The following is a 17160-nucleotide window of genomic DNA, read 5'->3' on the forward strand; positions in this document are numbered from 1 at the left end:
GGCAGGGACTTCGGGTTTAATGGGCAAGATCACGGGTTTTCTGGAAATCGAACGGCACGACCGCAAGTACACCCCGGTCGCCGAACGCGTGAAGCATTACAACGAGTTCGTCGTTCCCTTGACCGAGAAGGAAACGCGCGACCAGGCCGCGCGCTGCATGAATTGCGGCATTCCCTATTGCCACGGCACCGGCTCGGTCGCGCCCGGCACGCCCGGCTGCCCGGTCAACAACCAGATCCCCGACTGGAACGACCTCGTCTACCAGGGCAATTGGGAAGAAGCCTCGCGCAATCTGCACTCGACCAACAATTTCCCGGAGTTCACGGGGCGCATCTGCCCCGCGCCGTGCGAGGCCTCCTGCACGCTCAACATCGACGACAACCCCGTCACCATCAAGACCATCGAATGCGCGATCGTCGACCGCGCCTGGGACAATGGCTGGCTGAAGCCGGAAGTCGCAGCCATCAAGACCGGCAAGAAGGTCGCGGTGATCGGCTCGGGTCCGGCCGGCATGGCCTGCGCCCAGCAGCTGGCGCGCGCCGGCCACGACGTGCACCTGTTCGAGAAGTACGCCAAGGCCGGCGGCCTGCTGCGCTACGGCATTCCCGACTTCAAGATGGAGAAGGGCGTCATCGACCGCCGCGTCAAGCAGATGGAAGGCGAAGGCGTCACCTTCCACTACAACAGCCATGTCGGCGTCGACGGCAATGTCGATCCGCGCGAGATGCTCAACGAATATGACGCCGTCGCGCTGACCGGCGGCGCGGAAGCCCCGCGCGACCTGCCGATTCCCGGCCGGGACCTCGCCGGCATCCACTACGCCATGGACTTCTTGCCGCAGCAGAACCGCCGCGTCTCCAGCGAACCTCAGAACGGCGTCCAGGAGATCCTGGCCGGCGGCAAGCACGTCGTCGTCATCGGCGGCGGCGACACCGGATCCGACTGCATCGGCACCTCGCTGCGCCAGGGCGCGCTCTCGGTGACCCAGCTCGAGATCATGCCCGCCCCGCCCGAGCGCGAGAACAAGGGCCTCACCTGGCCGAACTGGCCGCTGAAGATGCGGACGTCCTCCAGCCAGGCCGAAGGCGCCGTGCGCGAATACGCGGTGCTGACCCAGAAGTTTTCAGGCGAGAACGGGCAGGTCAAGAAGCTCCACTGCGTGCACGTCGACGACAAGTTCAAGCCGATCGCCGGCACCGAGTTCGAGCTCGATGCCGAGCTCGTCCTGCTCGCCATGGGCTTCGTCCATCCCGTGCACGAGGGCCTGCTCAAGATGCTCGCGGTCGAACTCGACCCCCGCGGCAACGTCAAGGCCAACACGCTGGACTACCAGACCTCCCGTCCGAACGTCTTCACCGCCGGCGACATGCGCCGCGGCCAGTCGCTGGTGGTCTGGGCGATCCGCGAGGGTCGGCTGTGTGCAAGGTCGATCGACACGTTCCTGATGGGGAAGACGGATCTGCCGCGGTAGGTGAGGCGCGAGCTAGCAGCCCAACCGAGACTGTCATCGCCCGCCTTGTGCGCACTTGCGCACTGGAGCGGGCGATCCTGTATTCCAGAGAAGCTAAACGTATACGGATAAACCGCGGCGTACTGGATGCTCCGCCTTCGCGGAGCATGACAGCGGAATCAATTCTGCAACCTCACACCCACCATCACCACCGTCCCCTGCGAGCTCGATCCCGGCTGGTTCGAATCCAGGATGTCGTGGCGCAGCGTGCCCTTGACCCAGATGTTGCGGTTGAGCTTGTAGATCAGGTTGCTCTCGAACGAGTAGGTCTTGTCGTTGCGGTTCTGGCCCTGGTAGTCGAGCGTGCCGTAGGTGAACTTGCCCACGGCGGTCAGCCAGCGACGGAAGTCGTGGTCGACTTCGGCCGAATAGGTGCGCACCAGCACACCCGAGGAGCCGGGGATGGTGGTCTCGGCGATCTGCGTGTCGGTGAAGAATTTCACCGTGGTCAGGCCACTCGCATTCCAGATCAGCGAGCCCGAGGTGAGGAAGCCCGCGAGCTGGCTAAGGCGCGGGTCGGTATAGTTGCGCGCGGAATAGCCGACCGAGATTTCGCCGGTGAGGATGCGCGAGAACTCGAAGGACGAGCCGACCTTGGCGTAGCCGCCGTTTGAATCGCGGAAATAGCCGTTGCGGTCGGCGGCCTGGTCATGGACGCGGGTGTCGCCCTGGATCTCGACGAACGGCTTCAGGCCCGGCTTGAGGTCGTAGGAGAAGCGCCCGATGCCGCCATACTGGTTGAAGTCGCGATCGCCGTTGCTGAAGGTCGAGCCGTCGGTGAGCTTGGAGTCCGTGTAGGCGGTGCGATCGACGGTGGCGCCGGCGGCGACCTGGAAACGATTGAAGGTCTGATCAAAGCCGACAGTGGTGCCATAGGCGGCGTAGACCGGATATTTCTGTAGGCCGGCCTGCACGTTCGGGCTGCCGGGATTGTCGGTGGCGAGCCGCAGGCGCAGCTGCGAGGTCAGCTTGAGATCGCGGTCGACGTCGAGGCGGCCGTCGACATGGCCGGTGAAGTCAGGACGATTGATCTCGACCGGCGAAGGCGAGGCAAAGCCGTCGATCGTCGCCGGCATGTTGTTGGTGTAGCCGGAGAACGAGCCGCGCAGATCGGCGACCAGCGCGTGGCGCTCCCAGTCGGACATCACCAGCAGATCGGGTGCGACGACGTAGACCGGCGAGCCGATCGGCTTGTTGAGACGCGCAGGATTGGTGTCGTAGCCGGTGGAGAGCTCGAGGCCACCCTTGATCAGGAAGCTGCCGGCGTAATCGCCGACGGCTCCGAACGCATCGTCATCTGCCTTGAGGCGGCGGCGCAGCGGCTGTCCGGGCACGGTGCCCGCCATCGCCGCCGGCACCGGCGCCTTGTTGGCGGATGCGGATGGCGGCGGCGCGATTCTGGGCAGCCCGAGCGTCGACGGCGGCGGCACGGTGGTCGGCGCCGGCGAGCCGGGACCGGCCGCACGCTTCGGCTTCGGCTGGCCCGGATAGAGCTTGGGCTGCTGTCGCTTGCGGTTGAGCGAATCATAGCCGGAGCTGCTCGCGCCGGTGGCGGCGGGCAGTCCGTAGGTCGGGACCTGACCGACGCGCGAGGTCGCCGGCCGTTCGCGGGCCCTGCGCGGATCGGCATTGGGATCGGGCAGCACGGGCAATGCATCCGGCGGCGCCTGCGGCACGCCCGCCGTGCGGCGCGTCGGCAGCGTCTCGGGCGCGGCGAAGCCGCCGCGATTGGGATTGAACAGATCGGACGTGAGGCTCTGGGCGGCCGCGGGCACGCTTGTGAGGGCCGTCAGCGCAAGACCCGGCACAAGGCACGGCAATGCCGCGCGCAGGAACTGCGCGCGTTTGCTCCGGCCGGTGCCTGGAGACGACCCCACGATGGAAGAACTCCAACGAAATCAAACACTTTCACGGTGACCTCCGCCGGCTGGCGGGAACCATCGTTAATGGAGTTAAAACAATTATGGTTAATGACCGGTTGAGGGCTTAGGCGCGCTCGTCGCCTCCACCGCCGCGGCGTGCTAATGAGGCGCCGACCGGGCAAACGCCCCCTCCTCCCTGGACCAGTACATGCCGAGTTCGAAACCGCTGATGACCGCATCATCCGGCCCCATCCCCGACAGCGTCGAATCCGCGCTCCGCACCCTGGAGACGGAGAGCGGCGGCATCAACGCGCTCGCAGCCGCCCTGCGCGGCCCGCTCGGCGCGACATTTTCGAAAGCAGTCGACCTGATCCGCAACGCCAAGGGCCGCGTCATCGTCACCGGGCTCGGCAAGTCAGGCCATATGGGGCGCAAGATCGCCGCGACGCTGGCCTCGACCGGCACGCCCGCCTTCTTCGTGCACGCCGCCGAGGCCGGCCACGGCGACCTCGGCATGATCACCACCGACGACGTCATCATGGCGCTGTCCTGGTCCGGAGAGCAGCCGGAGATGAAGAACCTCGTGAACTACTCAGCACGGTTCGCCATTCCCATGATCGCGGTGACGTCGAACGCGGCGTCCTCGCTGGGACAAGCTGCCGACCTCGTGATCGAGCTGCCGAAGGCGCGCGAGGCCTGCCCGCACAATCTGGCGCCGACCACCTCGACCCTGATGCAGGCCGCGATCGGCGATGCCCTCGCGATCGCGCTGCTCGAAGGCCGCGGCTTCACCGCGCTGGAGTTCGCGCATTTCCACCCGGGCGGCAAGCTGGGCGCGATGCTGAAATTCGTCCGCGACTACATGCGCACCGGCGCCGAGATCCCGGTCAAGCCCCTGGGCACCAAGATGTCGGAGGCCGTGGTCGAGATGTCGGCCAAGGGTCTCGGCTGCGTCTGCATCGTCAACGAAGCGAACGAGGTCGCAGGCATCATCACCGACGGCGACCTGCGCCGCCACATGCGTCCCGACTTGCTGACGGCGTCAGTCGACGAGATCATGACGAAGCGGCCGAAGACCGTGCCGCCGTCCATGCTCGCCACCGAGATGATCGAGGTGCTGAACACAAGCAAGATCACGACGCTGGTCGTGACCGAGGCCGGCAAGGTGGTGGGCATCGTGCATCTGCACGATTTGTTGCGGGCTGGCGTGGCGTAGGACTCCGGTCTCTCCACCGTCATTCCGGGGCGACGCGAAGCATCGAACTATGGTGCGCAGTTGCGCACCTGAGAATCTCGAGATTCCGGGTTCACGCTACGCGTGCCCCGGAATGACAGCGAGAGTGAGCGCGCAGCTCCTTCTTCCGTCAGAGCGGGGTCGGAAACCGCGCCGTGTTCTCCTCCAGCGGCAGCCGCAGCCCGTTCGCCAGATAAGACACCGTGCGATAGAAGCCGCACAGCAGCATGATCTCCAGAATCTGCGCCTCGTCGTAATGCGCCGAGAGCGCGGCAAACTCTTCATCTCTGAACGTCGCGCGGTGATGCAGCGCGTCGACTGCCGCGATCAGCGCCTGTTCGGCCGGCGACCAGCACGGTGACGTCGCATCGCCCTGCACTGTGGCACGCACCTCGTCTTCGGCGAACTTCGCCGGCCCGGCGAAAACCGCGACATGTACGCCCCATTCATACTCGCATCTGTTCAGCGCGCAGGTGCGGTCGATGACGATCTCGCGCTGGCGCAGGGAGAGCGGGCCGGGATCGAGCAGGCCGCCGGCGCGAAACTTGTCCCAGGCGCGGCTGTGGCCCGCCATCACCCGGAACAGCACCAGCGGCGGCGCGCCGCGCATGATGCGATCGAACTGCGCCTGGATCTCCGGGGGATAAGGCGGGGTGAGCGGGGCAATGCGCGGCGTGGACTGGGACATCGGCCGCCTCCTTTGCTACATTTATTGTAGCAATACGCTACACTATCTGTAGCACGACGCAAGAGGGCCGCGATGGCAAAACAGGCAGCATCAGGAAGCGTCCGCGGCTCGCGCACCGGGCGGCCGATCATGGCGCTGCTGGACCTGCTCGGCCGGCGCTGGAGCCTGCGAATATTGTGGGAGTTGCGCGGCGAGCCCCTCACCTCCCGCGCATTGCGCACCGCCTGCGACGAGGCCTCACCAACGGTGCTGCAAGCGCGGCTGACGGAGCTGCGCGAGGCGGGATTCGTGGAGCTGGGTGAAGGCGGAGGCTATGGGCTGACGCCGCTCGGGCGGGAATTGTGCGAGACGTTCATGCCGCTGCACCGGTTTGCGGAGAGGTGGAAGGGGTGAACGCGAGAGCGGCCCCCACTTCCTTCTCCCCTTGTGGGAGAAGGTGGCGCGAAGCGCCGGATGAGGGGTACGTCTCCACTCGCAAGATAGTTCGTGAGGATGGAGACCCCTCACCCGTCTCGCCGCTACGCGGCGAGCCACCCTCTCCCACAAGGGGAGAGGGAAGAAATCCTCACGCCGCCACCGTCAGGTTGGCACCGTCCACCTGCACCACCTTCACCCGCGTCCCCGCCGGCGTATCCGGGCCAGCGACGCGCCACACGGTGTCGCCGATGCGCACGGTGCCGCTGCCGTCGATGATCGGCTTCTCCAGCGTGAACTCGCGGCCGAGCAGTGCCTCGGTTCGCTTGTTGAGGAACGGGCTGGCGCTTGCTTCCGACTTCGGCCGCGCAAGGCGGCGCCATATCGGAACGGCGGCGGCGGCGAACACCGCGAACATCACGAGCTGGATCTGCCACGATATGACGACGGTGAACGAGATCAGGCCGACGAGCAGCGCGGCGAGCCCGAGCCAGAACAGGAATATGCCCGGCGCCAGCACCTCCAGCGCCATCAGGATGAAGCCGAAGATGAGCCAATTCCAGGTGCCGAGCGATACGAACATGTCGGTCATGACACGACCTTCCATCATGGTGCATGCCCCCGTTCGGAGGGACACGCGCCGGTGACTATCCCTGCCGCGGCGGCACTGCCGGCGGCGTGCTGCCTGTCGTCGGCACCGAGCCGGTGCGACGGGCGGCGGCGGCCGCAGAGGCTGCGCTTTCGCCGAACGTTGCCTTTGCGATCTCGCCGATGCCGGCGAGCGAGCCCAGCATGGAGGTTGCTTCCACCGGCAGCATGATGATCTTCTGGTTCGGCGCGTCCGCGAACTGGCCGAACGCCTTGATATATTTGTCGGCGATGAAATAGTTCAACGCGGCGACGTCGCCCTTGCCGATGGCTTCCGACACCGCCAGCGTCGCCTTGGCTTCGGCCTCGGCCAGACGCTCGCGCGCCTCGGCGTCGCGGAAGGCGGCCTCGCGGCGGCCTTCGGCCTGGAGGATCTGGCCCTGCTTGGCGCCCTCGGCGCGCAAAATCTCGGACTGGCGCTGGCCTTCGGCGGCGAGAATGTCGGCGCGCTTGACGCGCTCGGCCTTCATCTGCCGGCCCATGGCTTCGACGAGGTCGGCCGGCGGCACGATGTCCTTGATCTCGATGCGGTTGACCTTGACGCCCCAGGGCGACACCGCGGCGTCGACGACGCGCAGCAGGCGTTCGTTGATCTCGTCGCGGTGCGACAGCACCTGGTCGAGATCCATCGAGCCCATCACCGAGCGGATGTTGGTCATGGTCAGGACCGTGATCGCCTGGGTCAGATTGGCGACCTCGTAGCTCGCCTTCGCGGCGTCGAACACCTGGTAGAAGGCAACGCCGTCCACCGTCACCGTGGCGTTGTCCTTGGTGATGACCTCCTGCTCGGGGATGTCGATCACCTGCTCCATCATGTTGATCTTGCGGCCGACGCGATCGAAATAGGGCACGATCAGATTGAGCCCGGGGCTCAGCGTCTGGGTGTATTTGCCGAACCGCTCGATGGTCCAGTCATAGCCCTGCGGCACCGTCTTCACGCCGGCGACCAGCGTGACGATGACGAGCAAAACCAGAACAATCGCGAAAATGTCGAAACCGCTCATATTTCCTCCAAGGCAGGAAAAAGCTCCTTCCCGCGCCGTCATTGGTCGGGAGCGCAACCCTACCGGTTCAGCGGTCGCAATTCACGTCGGTATCGATCCAATTCTGCACAAGTCATCCAAACGGGGAAGGATCAAGATATGTATTTGTAGCGGGCCCTTGAAAGCGTGCAGCGGAAACCTAGCGGCGAAAATTAACGAATCTGAAGGCGCACGTTAGACGATTTCATTCGATAACGTCATTCGCGAGGGCGATGAGGCCCGGGTGAAGTGTGACGCCACACTCCCTGGCGGCCTTGAGGTTGACCGCAAGCTCGAATTTGGTGGGGTTCTGCACTGGCAGGTCGGCTGGCCGCGCGCCGTTCAGGATACGATCGATATAGTCGGCGGCGCGGCGGAGCTGCTCGGCGCTGTCGGTGCTGTAGGACATCAGCCCGCCCTCCTCGACGAAGGTACGGCTCCAGAACACCGCGGGCACGCGCGCCTGCGCAATCGCCGCCAGAAGCTGGCCGCGATTGGCCATGGTGAAGAAGTCCGGCAACACCAGCAACCCGCCGTCTTTCCGCAAGCCCAGCGCCGCGATCGAGGCTGCGTCATGCACCGGCGCGGGCTCGACCGTCACCTGAAGGGCCCGTGCCGCGTCCTCGATCGTGCGCAGCATCAGCGGCGCGAACGGCGCGGTGGCAGGATTGTAGACGACGAAGACGCGAGACACCTTTGGCGTGACTTGCGTCAGCATCTCCAGCCATTTGCCGGCCAGCGGCCCGTCGTAGTCGGTGAAGCCGGTGACGTTGCCGCCGGGATGCGCGAGGTTTTCGACGAAGCCCTGGCTGACGGGATCGGTGACGACGGCGAACACGATCGGGATCGTCGTGGTGCGCTGGCGCAGCTCCTCGACCGAGGGCGTGCCGACCGCGAGTAGGACGTCGGGCTTGAGCGCGATCAGCTCGTCGGCAAGCTGCGCGATGCGCGCGCGGTCGCCGCCACCGCTGCGCCAGTCGATCTTGAGGTTGTCGCGCTCTTTCAGGCCATGTCGTGCGAGCGCCTCGACCAGGACCATGCTGCGGGTCTGGCCGATCGCATCATCGGCAGCCGTGACCGAGAGCACGCCGAGCCGACGCGCCGCGTTCGGCTGTTGCGCCAGGACCGGGACCGGGAGCGCGACGACGGTCCCAAGAAGCGCCAGACATTCACGGCGGTTCATGGGACGTCCATCAGATCCAGCCCTGGAGCTCGCGCAGCACCAGGGTGCGGATCACGTCCATGCCCGGGTCGCTGTCGTTGAGGCAGGGGATCGCGGAAAACTGCTCGCCGCCATTGTGCTTGAATATCTCGGCGTTCTCCTGCGCGATCTCCTCCAGCGTCTCCAGGCAGTCGGCGGAAAAGCCCGGCGTCACCACCGCGAGGCGGCGCACGCCTTCCTTCGCGAGCCGCTCCATGGTCTTGTCGGTATAAGGCTGGAGCCACTCGGCATTGCCGAAGCGCGACTGGAAGGTCAGCAGCAGTTTGGTCTCGTCCATGCCGAGCCGGCGGCGCAGTGCCGCCGTGGTGGCGATGCAGTGCTGCTGATAGGGATCGCCCTTGTCGACATAGGATTTCGGCATGCCGTGGAACGACGCCACGATCAGCTCCGGCTTGAAGGACAGCGTTGCCAGATGCGTCTCGATCGAGACGGCAAGCGCCTCGATATAGGACGCGTCCTCGTAATAAGGCGGCGTCACCCGCAGCGTCGGCTGGTTACGCAAACGGGCGAGCACGCGGAACACTTCGTCGCAGACGGTCGCCGAGGTCGAGGCGGAATATTGCGGATAGAGCGGGACCGCCAGGATGCGCTCGCAGCCTTTCGCGATCAGGGCGTCGATGCCCGACTTGATCGAGGGATTGCCGTAGCGCATCGCCCAGTCCACCACGACGTGGGCCCGGTCCGACAGGGCGGCGGCGAGCTTGTTGCTCTGCGACCGTGTGATGGTCTTCAGCGGCGACTCGTTCTTCTCGGTGTTCCAGATCTTCTGGTAGTCGAGCGCCTTGGTACGGGGGCGGCTGCGCAGGATGATCCCGTTCAACACGAACTTCCAGACCAGACCCTGATCCTCGATGACGCGGGCGTCCGAGAGGAACTCCTTCAGGTACACCCGCACGCCCGGCGCATCGGCCGTGTCTGGCGTTCCGAGATTGATCAGGAGCACGCCAGCGCGCGGCAGGGCGGATTGGGCGGCCGGTCTCGCGGCCTCGATGGGGACGACACTGGTCATGGCTCTGTGGGTCGCGCGTTGGTCCGAACTTGTCAAGATGAGCCCGGTTTCGCTAGGGTCGCACCCAGGCGGGGGAGGCAAAGATGACACTCGCGGAATGGTGCGTCTTTGGAGCGCTGCTGCTCTATCTGTCGACGATCGGCTCGATCAAATGGATCAGGTTTCGCCGCTTCGACAATTCCCGGCCACGCGACCCCGCCTTCTACGAGGACGCGCTCTCGCAGCGCGCGCTCGGCGCGCACCAGAACGGCATCGAGACCTTCCCGTTCTTCGCGTTCGCCGTGCTGCTCGCCGAATTCAGGGATTCGCCGCAGCGGCTGATCGACGAGCTCGCGGCCCTCTTCCTCATCGTGCGCCTTGCCTATGTGCTGACCTATCTCGGCAACCGCCCGACGCTGCGCTCGATCCTCTGGAGCATCGGCTTTGCGATCAATCTCGGGATCTTCTTCATGCCGGCGCTGAAGCGGTTTCTGCCGGTGTGAGCCTCGTGTCCCGGACGCGGTGCAGCGCGCTTGCGCTGCTCCGCAGAGCCGGGATCCAGAAGGCCACAGGCCGTACTAAAAAATAGGCCCCGGCTCTGCAGCGCACCGCACCGGACGATGCTTCGCATCGCCGGGAGCGCTGCGCTGCGTCCGGGGCACGAGAGCTTGGCCTAGAAACACGTGGTCCGTTCGGCCGCGATGTAGCCGAACAAGAGGCCTGCGCCAAACAGCAGCACGACGCCCGCGGCGGCGAATTCGATGCCGCGCATGAACAGCGCGCCGCCGCCGTCGCGCCCGGCACTGAGGCGGGCGGCGATGTCCTTGGCGGAGACGGCGACGACCGCGATGGCCGCGACCGTGATCGCAGTACCCAATCCCATCAGGAAGGTCGCGGCGATGCCGGCCCAGAACAGGCCCTGGGCGAGCGCGAACACCAGCACCAGGATCGCGCCCGAGCAGGGGCGGATGCCGACGGTCAGGATCGCAGCGAAGCCGCGCCGCCAGCCACCAGGGCCGGCGAGTTCGCTCGGGGTGGGGCCGTGGGAATGGCCGCAATGCTCGTCATGGACGTGGTCATGCCCGTGGTGGGCATGGGCGTGCGCATGGCCATGATCGTGGTGATGGTGATCATGGCCGTGATCGTGATGATTGTGGGCATCATGATGATGGTGATGACCGTGATCATGATCGTGCGGCACGCCGGCGATCGCCGGCACCGGCTGGGCCGCCTGCAGCGCCCGGATGAAAATGCGGCCCTTGACCCAGACGAGACGCAGCCCGAACAGCGCGATCAGGGCGTAACTCGCGATCTCGATCGCCCCTTCCGCCTTGCACATGGTCTTCGCGGTCGCGTTCAGCACCCAGGCCGAGATGCCGACGATGAGGATCGCCACCAGCGACTGCATCAGCGCCGAGGCGAACGACAGCGCGATGCCGCGCCGCGCGGTCTCGCGGTTGGCGACGAGATAGGAGGCGATCACTGCCTTGCCATGGCCGGGGCCGGCGGCGTGGAAGATGCCGTAGGCAAACGAGATGAAGAGCAGCGTCCACACCGCCGAGCCGTCGGACTTGGCGGCGCGAATGGTCGCCGACATCTGGCGATAGAATTCCGACTGTTTGGCCAATAGCCAGCCGATGAGGCCACCGGCCTCGGGCTGGGCCGCCTGCGCCGGGCGCGGCGCGCCGAACGGATTTTGCGCGAGGACATCGTGGAGCGCGGCATCGACCACACCCGCGACGAGGAAAACGGCGGCGCAGACAAGAAGCCCGCGGGCAATCGGAGACTGAGGACGACCGATCAAGGGCAATCCACCGTGATCTTGTTGGCGAACATCATGCCGAAATTCGAGTTCTCGCCATTCATGAAAGTCTGCTCGTTGAGCTTCTGCGCGCTCGCGGTGCCGTCGCTCGGGCGCTCCAGCTTCATCTGGCAGCCGGCGGGCGCGCCCACCAGTTTCACCGGGCTCTCCTTGGCCATCTGGAAGTCGATGAAGAAAGAGCGGTCGAACACTTCAAGCACCAGCTGCTTGGACTTGACCGGGTTCTTCAGCGGCAGCGTGAAGTGCAGGGTCAGCACCGTATCCTTGTAGTCGAGGAAATAGTCGATGGGCTCCTGGAATCGCTCCTTCTTGCCGTCCGCTCGCGCGAAGGTGAAGTAAGCGTATTCCTTGAGCGACTCGACGTTGGTCTGCGTCAGCGGCCCGAGCTCCTCGCGCGTATAGGCGCCCTTGGTCTTGCTCTCGAGCCCCTGCACCGCATAGGACGAGAACATGTCATCAAAGGTCCAGGCGTGGCGGACGCCGGTGATGGAGCCGTCCTCAGCGTAGAGCAATTCGCTGGTCGCGGTGATCCAGACATGCGGGTGTGCGCTCGCCGCACCCGCCGCGAGTGACAGGCCGGCAGCGAGCAGCAATCCGAACAGGGCGCGCATGCCCATCAGGCGGCCTTCGCGTCGTCGAGCAGGCCGCGCCGGCGCAGCAGCGCGTCAGGCTCCGGCGGGCGGCCGCGGAACGCCTCGTAGGCGGCCTCGGGATCGACCGATCCGCCCGAAGCATAGATATCGTCGTGCAGACGCTTGGCGACGGCGGGATCGAAGATGTCGCCGGCCTCCTCGAACGCGCCGAAGGCGTCGGCGTCCATCACCTCCGACCACATGTAGCTGTAATAGCCGGCGGCATAATGATCACCGGTGAAGATGTGACCGAACTGGGTCGGACGGTGACGCAGCGCGATCTCCTCGGGCATGCCGATCTTCTCCAGCTCGCGTCTCTCGAAGGCGCGCACGTCGCTGGCCGCTTCGGCCGGCTGGGTGTGGAATTCGAGATCGACCAGCGCCGAGGAGACGAACTCGACCGTGGCAAAGCCCTGGTTGAATTTTCGCGCGGCCAGGAACCGTTGCAACAGCTCGTCCGGCAGCGGCTCGCCGGTCTGGTAGTGACGGGCGAACTTCTGGAGCACCTCGGGCCGCTCCTGCCAGTGCTCATAGAGCTGCGACGGCAGCTCGACGAAATCGGTGAACACGGAGGTGCCCGACAGCGACGGATAGGTCACGTTTGAGAGCATGCCGTGCAGACCATGGCCGAACTCGTGGAACAGGGTGCGGGCATCGTCGGGCGACAGCAACGAAGGCTCGCCGCCGGCGCCCTTGGCGAAATTGCAGATATTGAGAACGAGCGGCGCAACATCGCCGTCGAGCTTCTGCTGGTCGCGCAGCGAGGTCATCCAGGCGCCGGAGCGCTTCGACGGCCGGGCGAAGTAGTCGCCATAGAACAGCGCCTTGTGCTTGCCGTCGGGGCCCTTGACCTCCCAGACCCGGACGTCGGGGTGCCAGACCGGAACGTCCTTGCGCTCCTCGAAGGTGATGCCGAACAGGCGCGTGGCGCAGTCGAAGGCGGCGGCGATCATGTGGTCGAGCGAAAGATACGGCTTGATCGCGGCGTCGTCGAAATTGGCGCGCTGAAGGCGCAGCTTCTCGGCGTAGAAGCGCCAGTCCCAGGGAGCGAGCTTGAAATTGCCGCCCTCTTCCGTGATCAGCGCCTGCATGTCGTCGCGGTCGGCGAGCGCCCGCGCCCGCGCCGGCTTCCAGACCCGCTCCAAAAGGCTCCGCACCGCGTCCGGCGTCTTGGCCATGGAGTCCTCCAGCCGGTAAGCGGCGAAGGTCGGATAGCCCAGCAGCTTGGCGCTCTCTTCACGCAGCTTGAGGACCTCGACGATGGTTCCATTGTTGTCGTTGGCATTGCCGTTGTCGCCCCGCGCGGTGAAAGCCTTGTAGACCTTCTCGCGCAGATCACGCCGGGCGGAGCTCTTCAGAAACTGTTCGACCGAGGAGCGCGACAGCGTGACGATGGCCTTGCCTTCCATGCCGCGCTCTTCTGCCGCAGCCTTGGCGCTGGCGACGAAGCTCTCCGGCAGGCCCTGGCGGTCGGCCTCCCCCAGCTCCATGACCCAGTCCTGCTCGTCGCCGAGCAAATGATGGCTGAAGCTGGTGCCGAGTTGGGCGAGCCGCTCGTTGATCTCGGCCATCCGCGTCTTGGCCTCGTCGGAGAGCCCGGCACCGGCGCGGTGGAAGCGGGTGTAGCTGCGCTCCAAGAGGCGAAGCTGCTCTGGAGCCAGATCCAGATTGGTGCGGTTCTCGTGCAGCTGGGCGATGCGGCCGAACAGCACGGCGTTCATCATGATCGGATTCCAGTGCCGCGCCATCCGCAAGGAGACCTCCTTGTCGATCTCAAGGATGGCCGGGTTGGAGTGCGCCGAGACGAGGTCGTAGAATACCGCCGCCACCTTGCTCAGCAGCTTGCCCGAGCGCTCCAGCGCCGTGATGGTGTTGGCGAAGTCGGGCGCGGCCGGATCGTTGGTGATCGCCGCGATCTCGGCGGAGTGGTCGGCGAAGGCCTGCTCGAAGGCCGGGAGGAAATGCTCCGGCTTGATCTCGTCGAAGGGCGGGGTCGCAAACGGCGTCACCCACGCCTTCAGCAGCGGGTTGGTCTCGGAGTCCGTAATTTGGCGGGGTTCTGACATCACAAGTCCCGATTTCGTGGCAAATTGTTGCGGCCAGCTATAGCACGCGATAGGGCTTTTTTGGGCCATTTGGCCTTGCTCCCGGCCGCCTTTTCGGGGAGATTGCGGCCCTCGAAGACTAGGGATCCCTGAGCCCATGAACGCGCCTTCCTCCTCGTCCCGCCAGATCGCCTGGCCAAGCGTCATCACCGTCATCAGCGCCGCCATCCTGATCGGCGCGGAGGTGTTCGGCGCGGCCTTCGCCGGCGGCTGGGCGCTCGCGATCCTGTTCGGCCTCGGCGACCAGGGCACACACATCCTGCAGGCGGTGCTGTTCGCGCTCGGTGTGCTCGTGATGACCGCGTTCATCCGCGCGGCCCAGCGTGTCGAGCCCTTCACGAAGCGCCGCTGACGCTTCTCGCGCGCGAGAGACGCGCGCGCTGCCACAGAAAACTTAACGCGTGTTCATCTTCCGCGTCGCTCGCGCAACACCGCGCAAGCAGATGTTAGGCAATTCTGTTCTCAGCCTAAAAAAATTCTTGCGAAGCTGATTCAAAACGCTTATGTGCGCTCTTGCCCAATTTCGCACGTGCCTGTGGTCGTGTGTCAGTCGGTAGGTATCCGGACAAGAGGCCGGACAGCCGCCAAGGGGTGAAGAAGCCGAGGGGCTCTTCGGAAGTGCGGAAGTCGGAAGACTGAAGGTCGCAAGGCCTGAAGGTCGGACGAGGAAGCAAACCCGGAGCGTCCAGCATCTCTCTCAAAGAGATGCCTTGTCGAAGGTGACTTCGCTCTTTGCAACCGTGACTGGCAGCCGGAGGCGAACCGGCGCACCCCGCTCTCAACGGGGGACGCGACTTAAAGCAACGACGGATCGGGCTTTTTTGGTCTCTACCGGCATTCCAACGCCGGCGCGGGCTACTGAAAAGGCTTGTCCTTCATTGCCAGGTGTGCGGGCGGGAAATTCCCAACCAATCCACGGCAGCACAATTCGGTCTAGGGGTCTTTGCCCTGTCGCGTCTCCATCGTGCGGCAGCGGCGTAGCACCCTCGTCCGAGAACCACTTTGAACGAGCTCCGTCGCTGGGGCCGCTTTGGAGAGTGCTATGACCGAACGTATCCAGGAATTCCTGCGCAACCGCCGCAAGGATGGCCTCGACACCGAGCCGTGCCTCGTCGTCGACCTCGAGGTCGTGCGCGACAATTACCAGACCTTTGCCAAGGCGCTGCCCGACAGCCGCGTGTTCTATGCCGTCAAGGCGAACCCGGCGCCGGAAGTGCTGGCGCTGCTGGCATCCATGGGCTCCTGCTTCGACACCGCGACGGTCGCCGAGATCGAGATGGCGCTGGCCGCGGGTGCGACGCCCGACCGCATCTCCTTCGGCAACACGATCAAGAAGGAGCGCGACATCGCGCGCGCCTTCACGCTCGGCATCCGGCTGTTCGCCGTGGATTGCGCCGCCGAAGTCGAGAAGGTCGCCCGTGCCGCACCCGGCGCGAAGGTGTTCTGCCGCATCCTCTATGATTGCGCCGGCGCCGAGTGGCCGCTGTCGCGCAAGTTCGGCTGCGACCCGGAAATGGCCGTCGAGGTGCTCGACGTTGCCAAGCGCCTGGGCCTGGAGCCGTGCGGCATCTCGTTCCATGTCGGCTCGCAGCAGCGCAAGGTGAAGGCGTGGGACCGTGCGCTGGCGATGGCCTCGCAGGTGTTCCGCGACTGCGCCGAGCGCGGCATCAACCTGTCCATGGTCAACATGGGCGGCGGCTTTCCGACCAAGTACCTGAAGGACGTGCCGCCGGTCGTGACCTACGGCCGCTCGATCTTCCGTGCGCTGCGCAAGCACTTCGGCAACCAGATTCCGGAGACCATCATCGAGCCGGGCCGCGGCATGGTGGGCAACGCCGGCATCATCGAATCCGAGGTCGTGCTCATCTCGAAGAAGAGCGACGAGGACGAGGTACGCTGGGTCTATCTGGACATCGGCAAGTTCGGCGGTCTCGCCGAGACGATGGACGAGTCGATCCGCTACGCCATCCGCACCGCCCATGACGGCGCGGACATGACGCCGTGCGTGCTCGCGGGTCCGACCTGCGACAGCGCCGACGTGCTGTACGAGAAGAACCCGTATCCGCTTCCCGTCACGCTCGAGATCGGCGACAAGGTGCTGATCGAAGGCACCGGGGCCTATACGTCGACCTACTCGTCGGTGGCGTTCAACGGCATCCCGCCGCTGAGGACGTACCACATCTGATCCGCCTCTTTCTCTGAGGCCTGACGAACCCGGGAGCCGGCTTGCCGGCTCCTCCCTGACATTTCGATCTGACGACGTCTTGGACAGGCGTGCTGCGCGCACGCCGGTTCAAGCGGGGACTGACGCGCCATGACCGCTTTTCGGAAGCCACAGATCGCCCTCACCTCGAAAGCCGCTCCGTTCGTGATCCGCGCGGAGCGTGCTGCCGACGTCGCTGTGCGTGAAACGCTGCTCGATGCCTGCTTTGGCGAAAACCGCCACGGCCGCACCTGCCAGCGCTTGCGCGACGGACGCGCGCCTGCCGCAGGCCTTGCCCTGTCGGCGGTGCGCGAGGGCAAGCTCGTGGGAACCGTGCGGCTGTGGCACGTCAGCGCCGGAGGCAGGCCCGCTTTGGTCCTTGGACCGCTGGCGGTAGACCCTGCCTGCCGCGAGCTCGGGATCGGCGCCGCGCTGATGCATCAAGCGCTGGCCGCCGCCCGGGCGCGCGGGCACGAAGCCGTCATCCTGCTCGGCGATGCCCCCTATTATGCCCGCTTCGGCTTCTCGGGCGAGAAGACCGGCGCGCTGGCGCTGCCTGGCCCGTTCGAACGCGACCGGCTGCTCGCGATCGAACTCCAGGCGGGTGCGCTCGATGGCGCCGAGGGGATGATCGTCCCGACCGGCGTGCCCCTGTCCAAACGGAGGGTCCTTCGCGCCCTCCATGCGCACGCGGCCTGAGGGATTGTCATGATGGCGACGACCGAAGCCGCGTAAAGCGGCAACGCTCGGCTGCGCCGTCCTGACGCCGGTTCTTTCGGGGTTGCGCAGGCCCGCGAAACGCCCTTTAAC

16 protein-coding genes are annotated in these 17160 nt (G+C 65.6%); 7 read left to right on the forward strand and 9 right to left on the reverse strand.

Annotation, left to right across the window (positions count from 1 at the left end):
• Positions 1–19: 19 nt before the first annotated feature.
• Positions 20–1471, forward strand: a complete 1452-nt coding sequence (locus tag RAD04_RS17910) for a glutamate synthase subunit beta (RefSeq protein ID WP_461624813.1) — start codon at positions 20–22, stop codon at positions 1469–1471.
• Positions 1472–1629: 158 nt separating this feature from the next.
• Here the strand turns inward: RAD04_RS17910 and RAD04_RS17915 are convergent, their stop codons facing one another.
• Positions 1630–3387, reverse strand: coding sequence for an outer membrane beta-barrel protein (locus RAD04_RS17915; RefSeq protein ID WP_461624814.1), 1758 nt, complete (start codon positions 3385–3387; stop codon positions 1630–1632).
• 193 nt (positions 3388–3580) lie between these two features.
• Here RAD04_RS17915 and RAD04_RS17920 point away from each other — a divergent pair, with 193 nt between their 5' ends.
• Entirely contained in the window at positions 3581–4588 is a 1008-nt protein-coding gene (locus RAD04_RS17920; protein WP_461624815.1) for a KpsF/GutQ family sugar-phosphate isomerase, read from the forward strand.
• Between the two features lie 148 nt (positions 4589–4736).
• Here the strand turns inward: RAD04_RS17920 and RAD04_RS17925 are convergent, their stop codons facing one another.
• Complete coding sequence (locus RAD04_RS17925; protein WP_461624816.1) at positions 4737–5294, reverse strand: carboxymuconolactone decarboxylase family protein; 558 nt, start codon at positions 5292–5294, stop codon at positions 4737–4739.
• 72 nt (positions 5295–5366) lie between these two features.
• Between RAD04_RS17925 and RAD04_RS17930 the strand changes: the two genes are divergently transcribed.
• Positions 5367–5687: a winged helix-turn-helix transcriptional regulator gene (locus RAD04_RS17930; RefSeq protein ID WP_461620149.1), complete on the forward strand. Its 321-nt coding sequence runs from the start codon at positions 5367–5369 to the stop codon at positions 5685–5687.
• A gap of 172 nt (positions 5688–5859) precedes the next feature.
• On the opposite strand, the gene RAD04_RS17935 is transcribed toward RAD04_RS17930, so the two are convergent.
• The 4 genes from RAD04_RS17935 to hemH all read right to left on the reverse strand — a co-directional run bounded on the left by RAD04_RS17935 (position 5860) and on the right by hemH (position 9609).
• The gene (locus RAD04_RS17935) at positions 5860–6300 is read right to left on the reverse strand and encodes an NfeD family protein (protein ID WP_461624817.1); all 441 of its coding nucleotides are present in this window, start codon (positions 6298–6300) and stop codon (positions 5860–5862) included.
• A 55-nt stretch (positions 6301–6355) separates the two neighbouring features.
• Positions 6356–7360 (reverse strand): SPFH domain-containing protein, encoded by a 1005-nt coding sequence (locus RAD04_RS17940; RefSeq protein WP_091966789.1) that lies wholly within the window; start codon positions 7358–7360, stop codon positions 6356–6358.
• Positions 7361–7583: 223 nt separating this feature from the next.
• Positions 7584–8561 (reverse strand): ABC transporter substrate-binding protein, encoded by a 978-nt coding sequence (locus tag RAD04_RS17945; protein WP_461624818.1) that lies wholly within the window; start codon positions 8559–8561, stop codon positions 7584–7586.
• A gap of 10 nt (positions 8562–8571) precedes the next feature.
• Positions 8572–9609, reverse strand: coding sequence for a ferrochelatase (gene hemH / locus RAD04_RS17950; RefSeq protein ID WP_461624819.1), 1038 nt, complete (start codon positions 9607–9609; stop codon positions 8572–8574).
• A gap of 83 nt (positions 9610–9692) precedes the next feature.
• On the opposite strand from hemH, the gene RAD04_RS17955 reads away from it, so the two are divergent.
• The gene (locus RAD04_RS17955) at positions 9693–10091 is read left to right on the forward strand and encodes an MAPEG family protein (RefSeq protein WP_018316180.1); all 399 of its coding nucleotides are present in this window, start codon (positions 9693–9695) and stop codon (positions 10089–10091) included.
• A 170-nt stretch (positions 10092–10261) separates the two neighbouring features.
• Here RAD04_RS17955 and RAD04_RS17960 read toward each other — a convergent pair whose 3' ends face one another.
• Genes RAD04_RS17960 through RAD04_RS17970 form a run of 3 tightly spaced genes read right to left on the reverse strand, consistent with a single transcriptional unit; the run spans position 10262 to position 14108 of the window.
• Positions 10262–11398, reverse strand: a complete 1137-nt coding sequence (locus tag RAD04_RS17960) for a nickel/cobalt transporter (protein ID WP_461624820.1) — start codon at positions 11396–11398, stop codon at positions 10262–10264.
• Positions 11389–12027, reverse strand: a complete 639-nt coding sequence (locus tag RAD04_RS17965) for a DUF1007 family protein (RefSeq protein ID WP_461624821.1) — start codon at positions 12025–12027, stop codon at positions 11389–11391. Before RAD04_RS17965 ends, RAD04_RS17960 begins: the two co-directional genes overlap by 10 nt.
• Entirely contained in the window at positions 12027–14108 is a 2082-nt protein-coding gene (locus RAD04_RS17970; RefSeq protein WP_461624822.1) for a M3 family metallopeptidase, read from the reverse strand. The genes RAD04_RS17965 and RAD04_RS17970 overlap by 1 nt, the downstream gene beginning before the upstream one ends.
• Positions 14109–14244: 136 nt before the next feature.
• On the opposite strand from RAD04_RS17970, the gene RAD04_RS17975 reads away from it, so the two are divergent.
• The 3 genes from RAD04_RS17975 to RAD04_RS17985 all read left to right on the forward strand — a co-directional run bounded on the left by RAD04_RS17975 (position 14245) and on the right by RAD04_RS17985 (position 17049).
• A complete protein-coding gene (locus tag RAD04_RS17975) occupies positions 14245–14499 on the forward strand; it encodes a hypothetical protein (protein ID WP_018316184.1) in 255 nt (84 codons plus the stop codon).
• Between the two features lie 690 nt (positions 14500–15189).
• Positions 15190–16332: a type III PLP-dependent enzyme gene (locus RAD04_RS17980; RefSeq protein ID WP_104462701.1), complete on the forward strand. Its 1143-nt coding sequence runs from the start codon at positions 15190–15192 to the stop codon at positions 16330–16332.
• 129 nt (positions 16333–16461) lie between these two features.
• Positions 16462–17049, forward strand: coding sequence for a GNAT family N-acetyltransferase (locus tag RAD04_RS17985; RefSeq protein WP_461624823.1), 588 nt, complete (start codon positions 16462–16464; stop codon positions 17047–17049).
• The last annotated feature ends 111 nt before the right edge of the window (positions 17050–17160 follow it).

The organism is Bradyrhizobium sp. 25ACV (genome assembly GCF_054863005.1).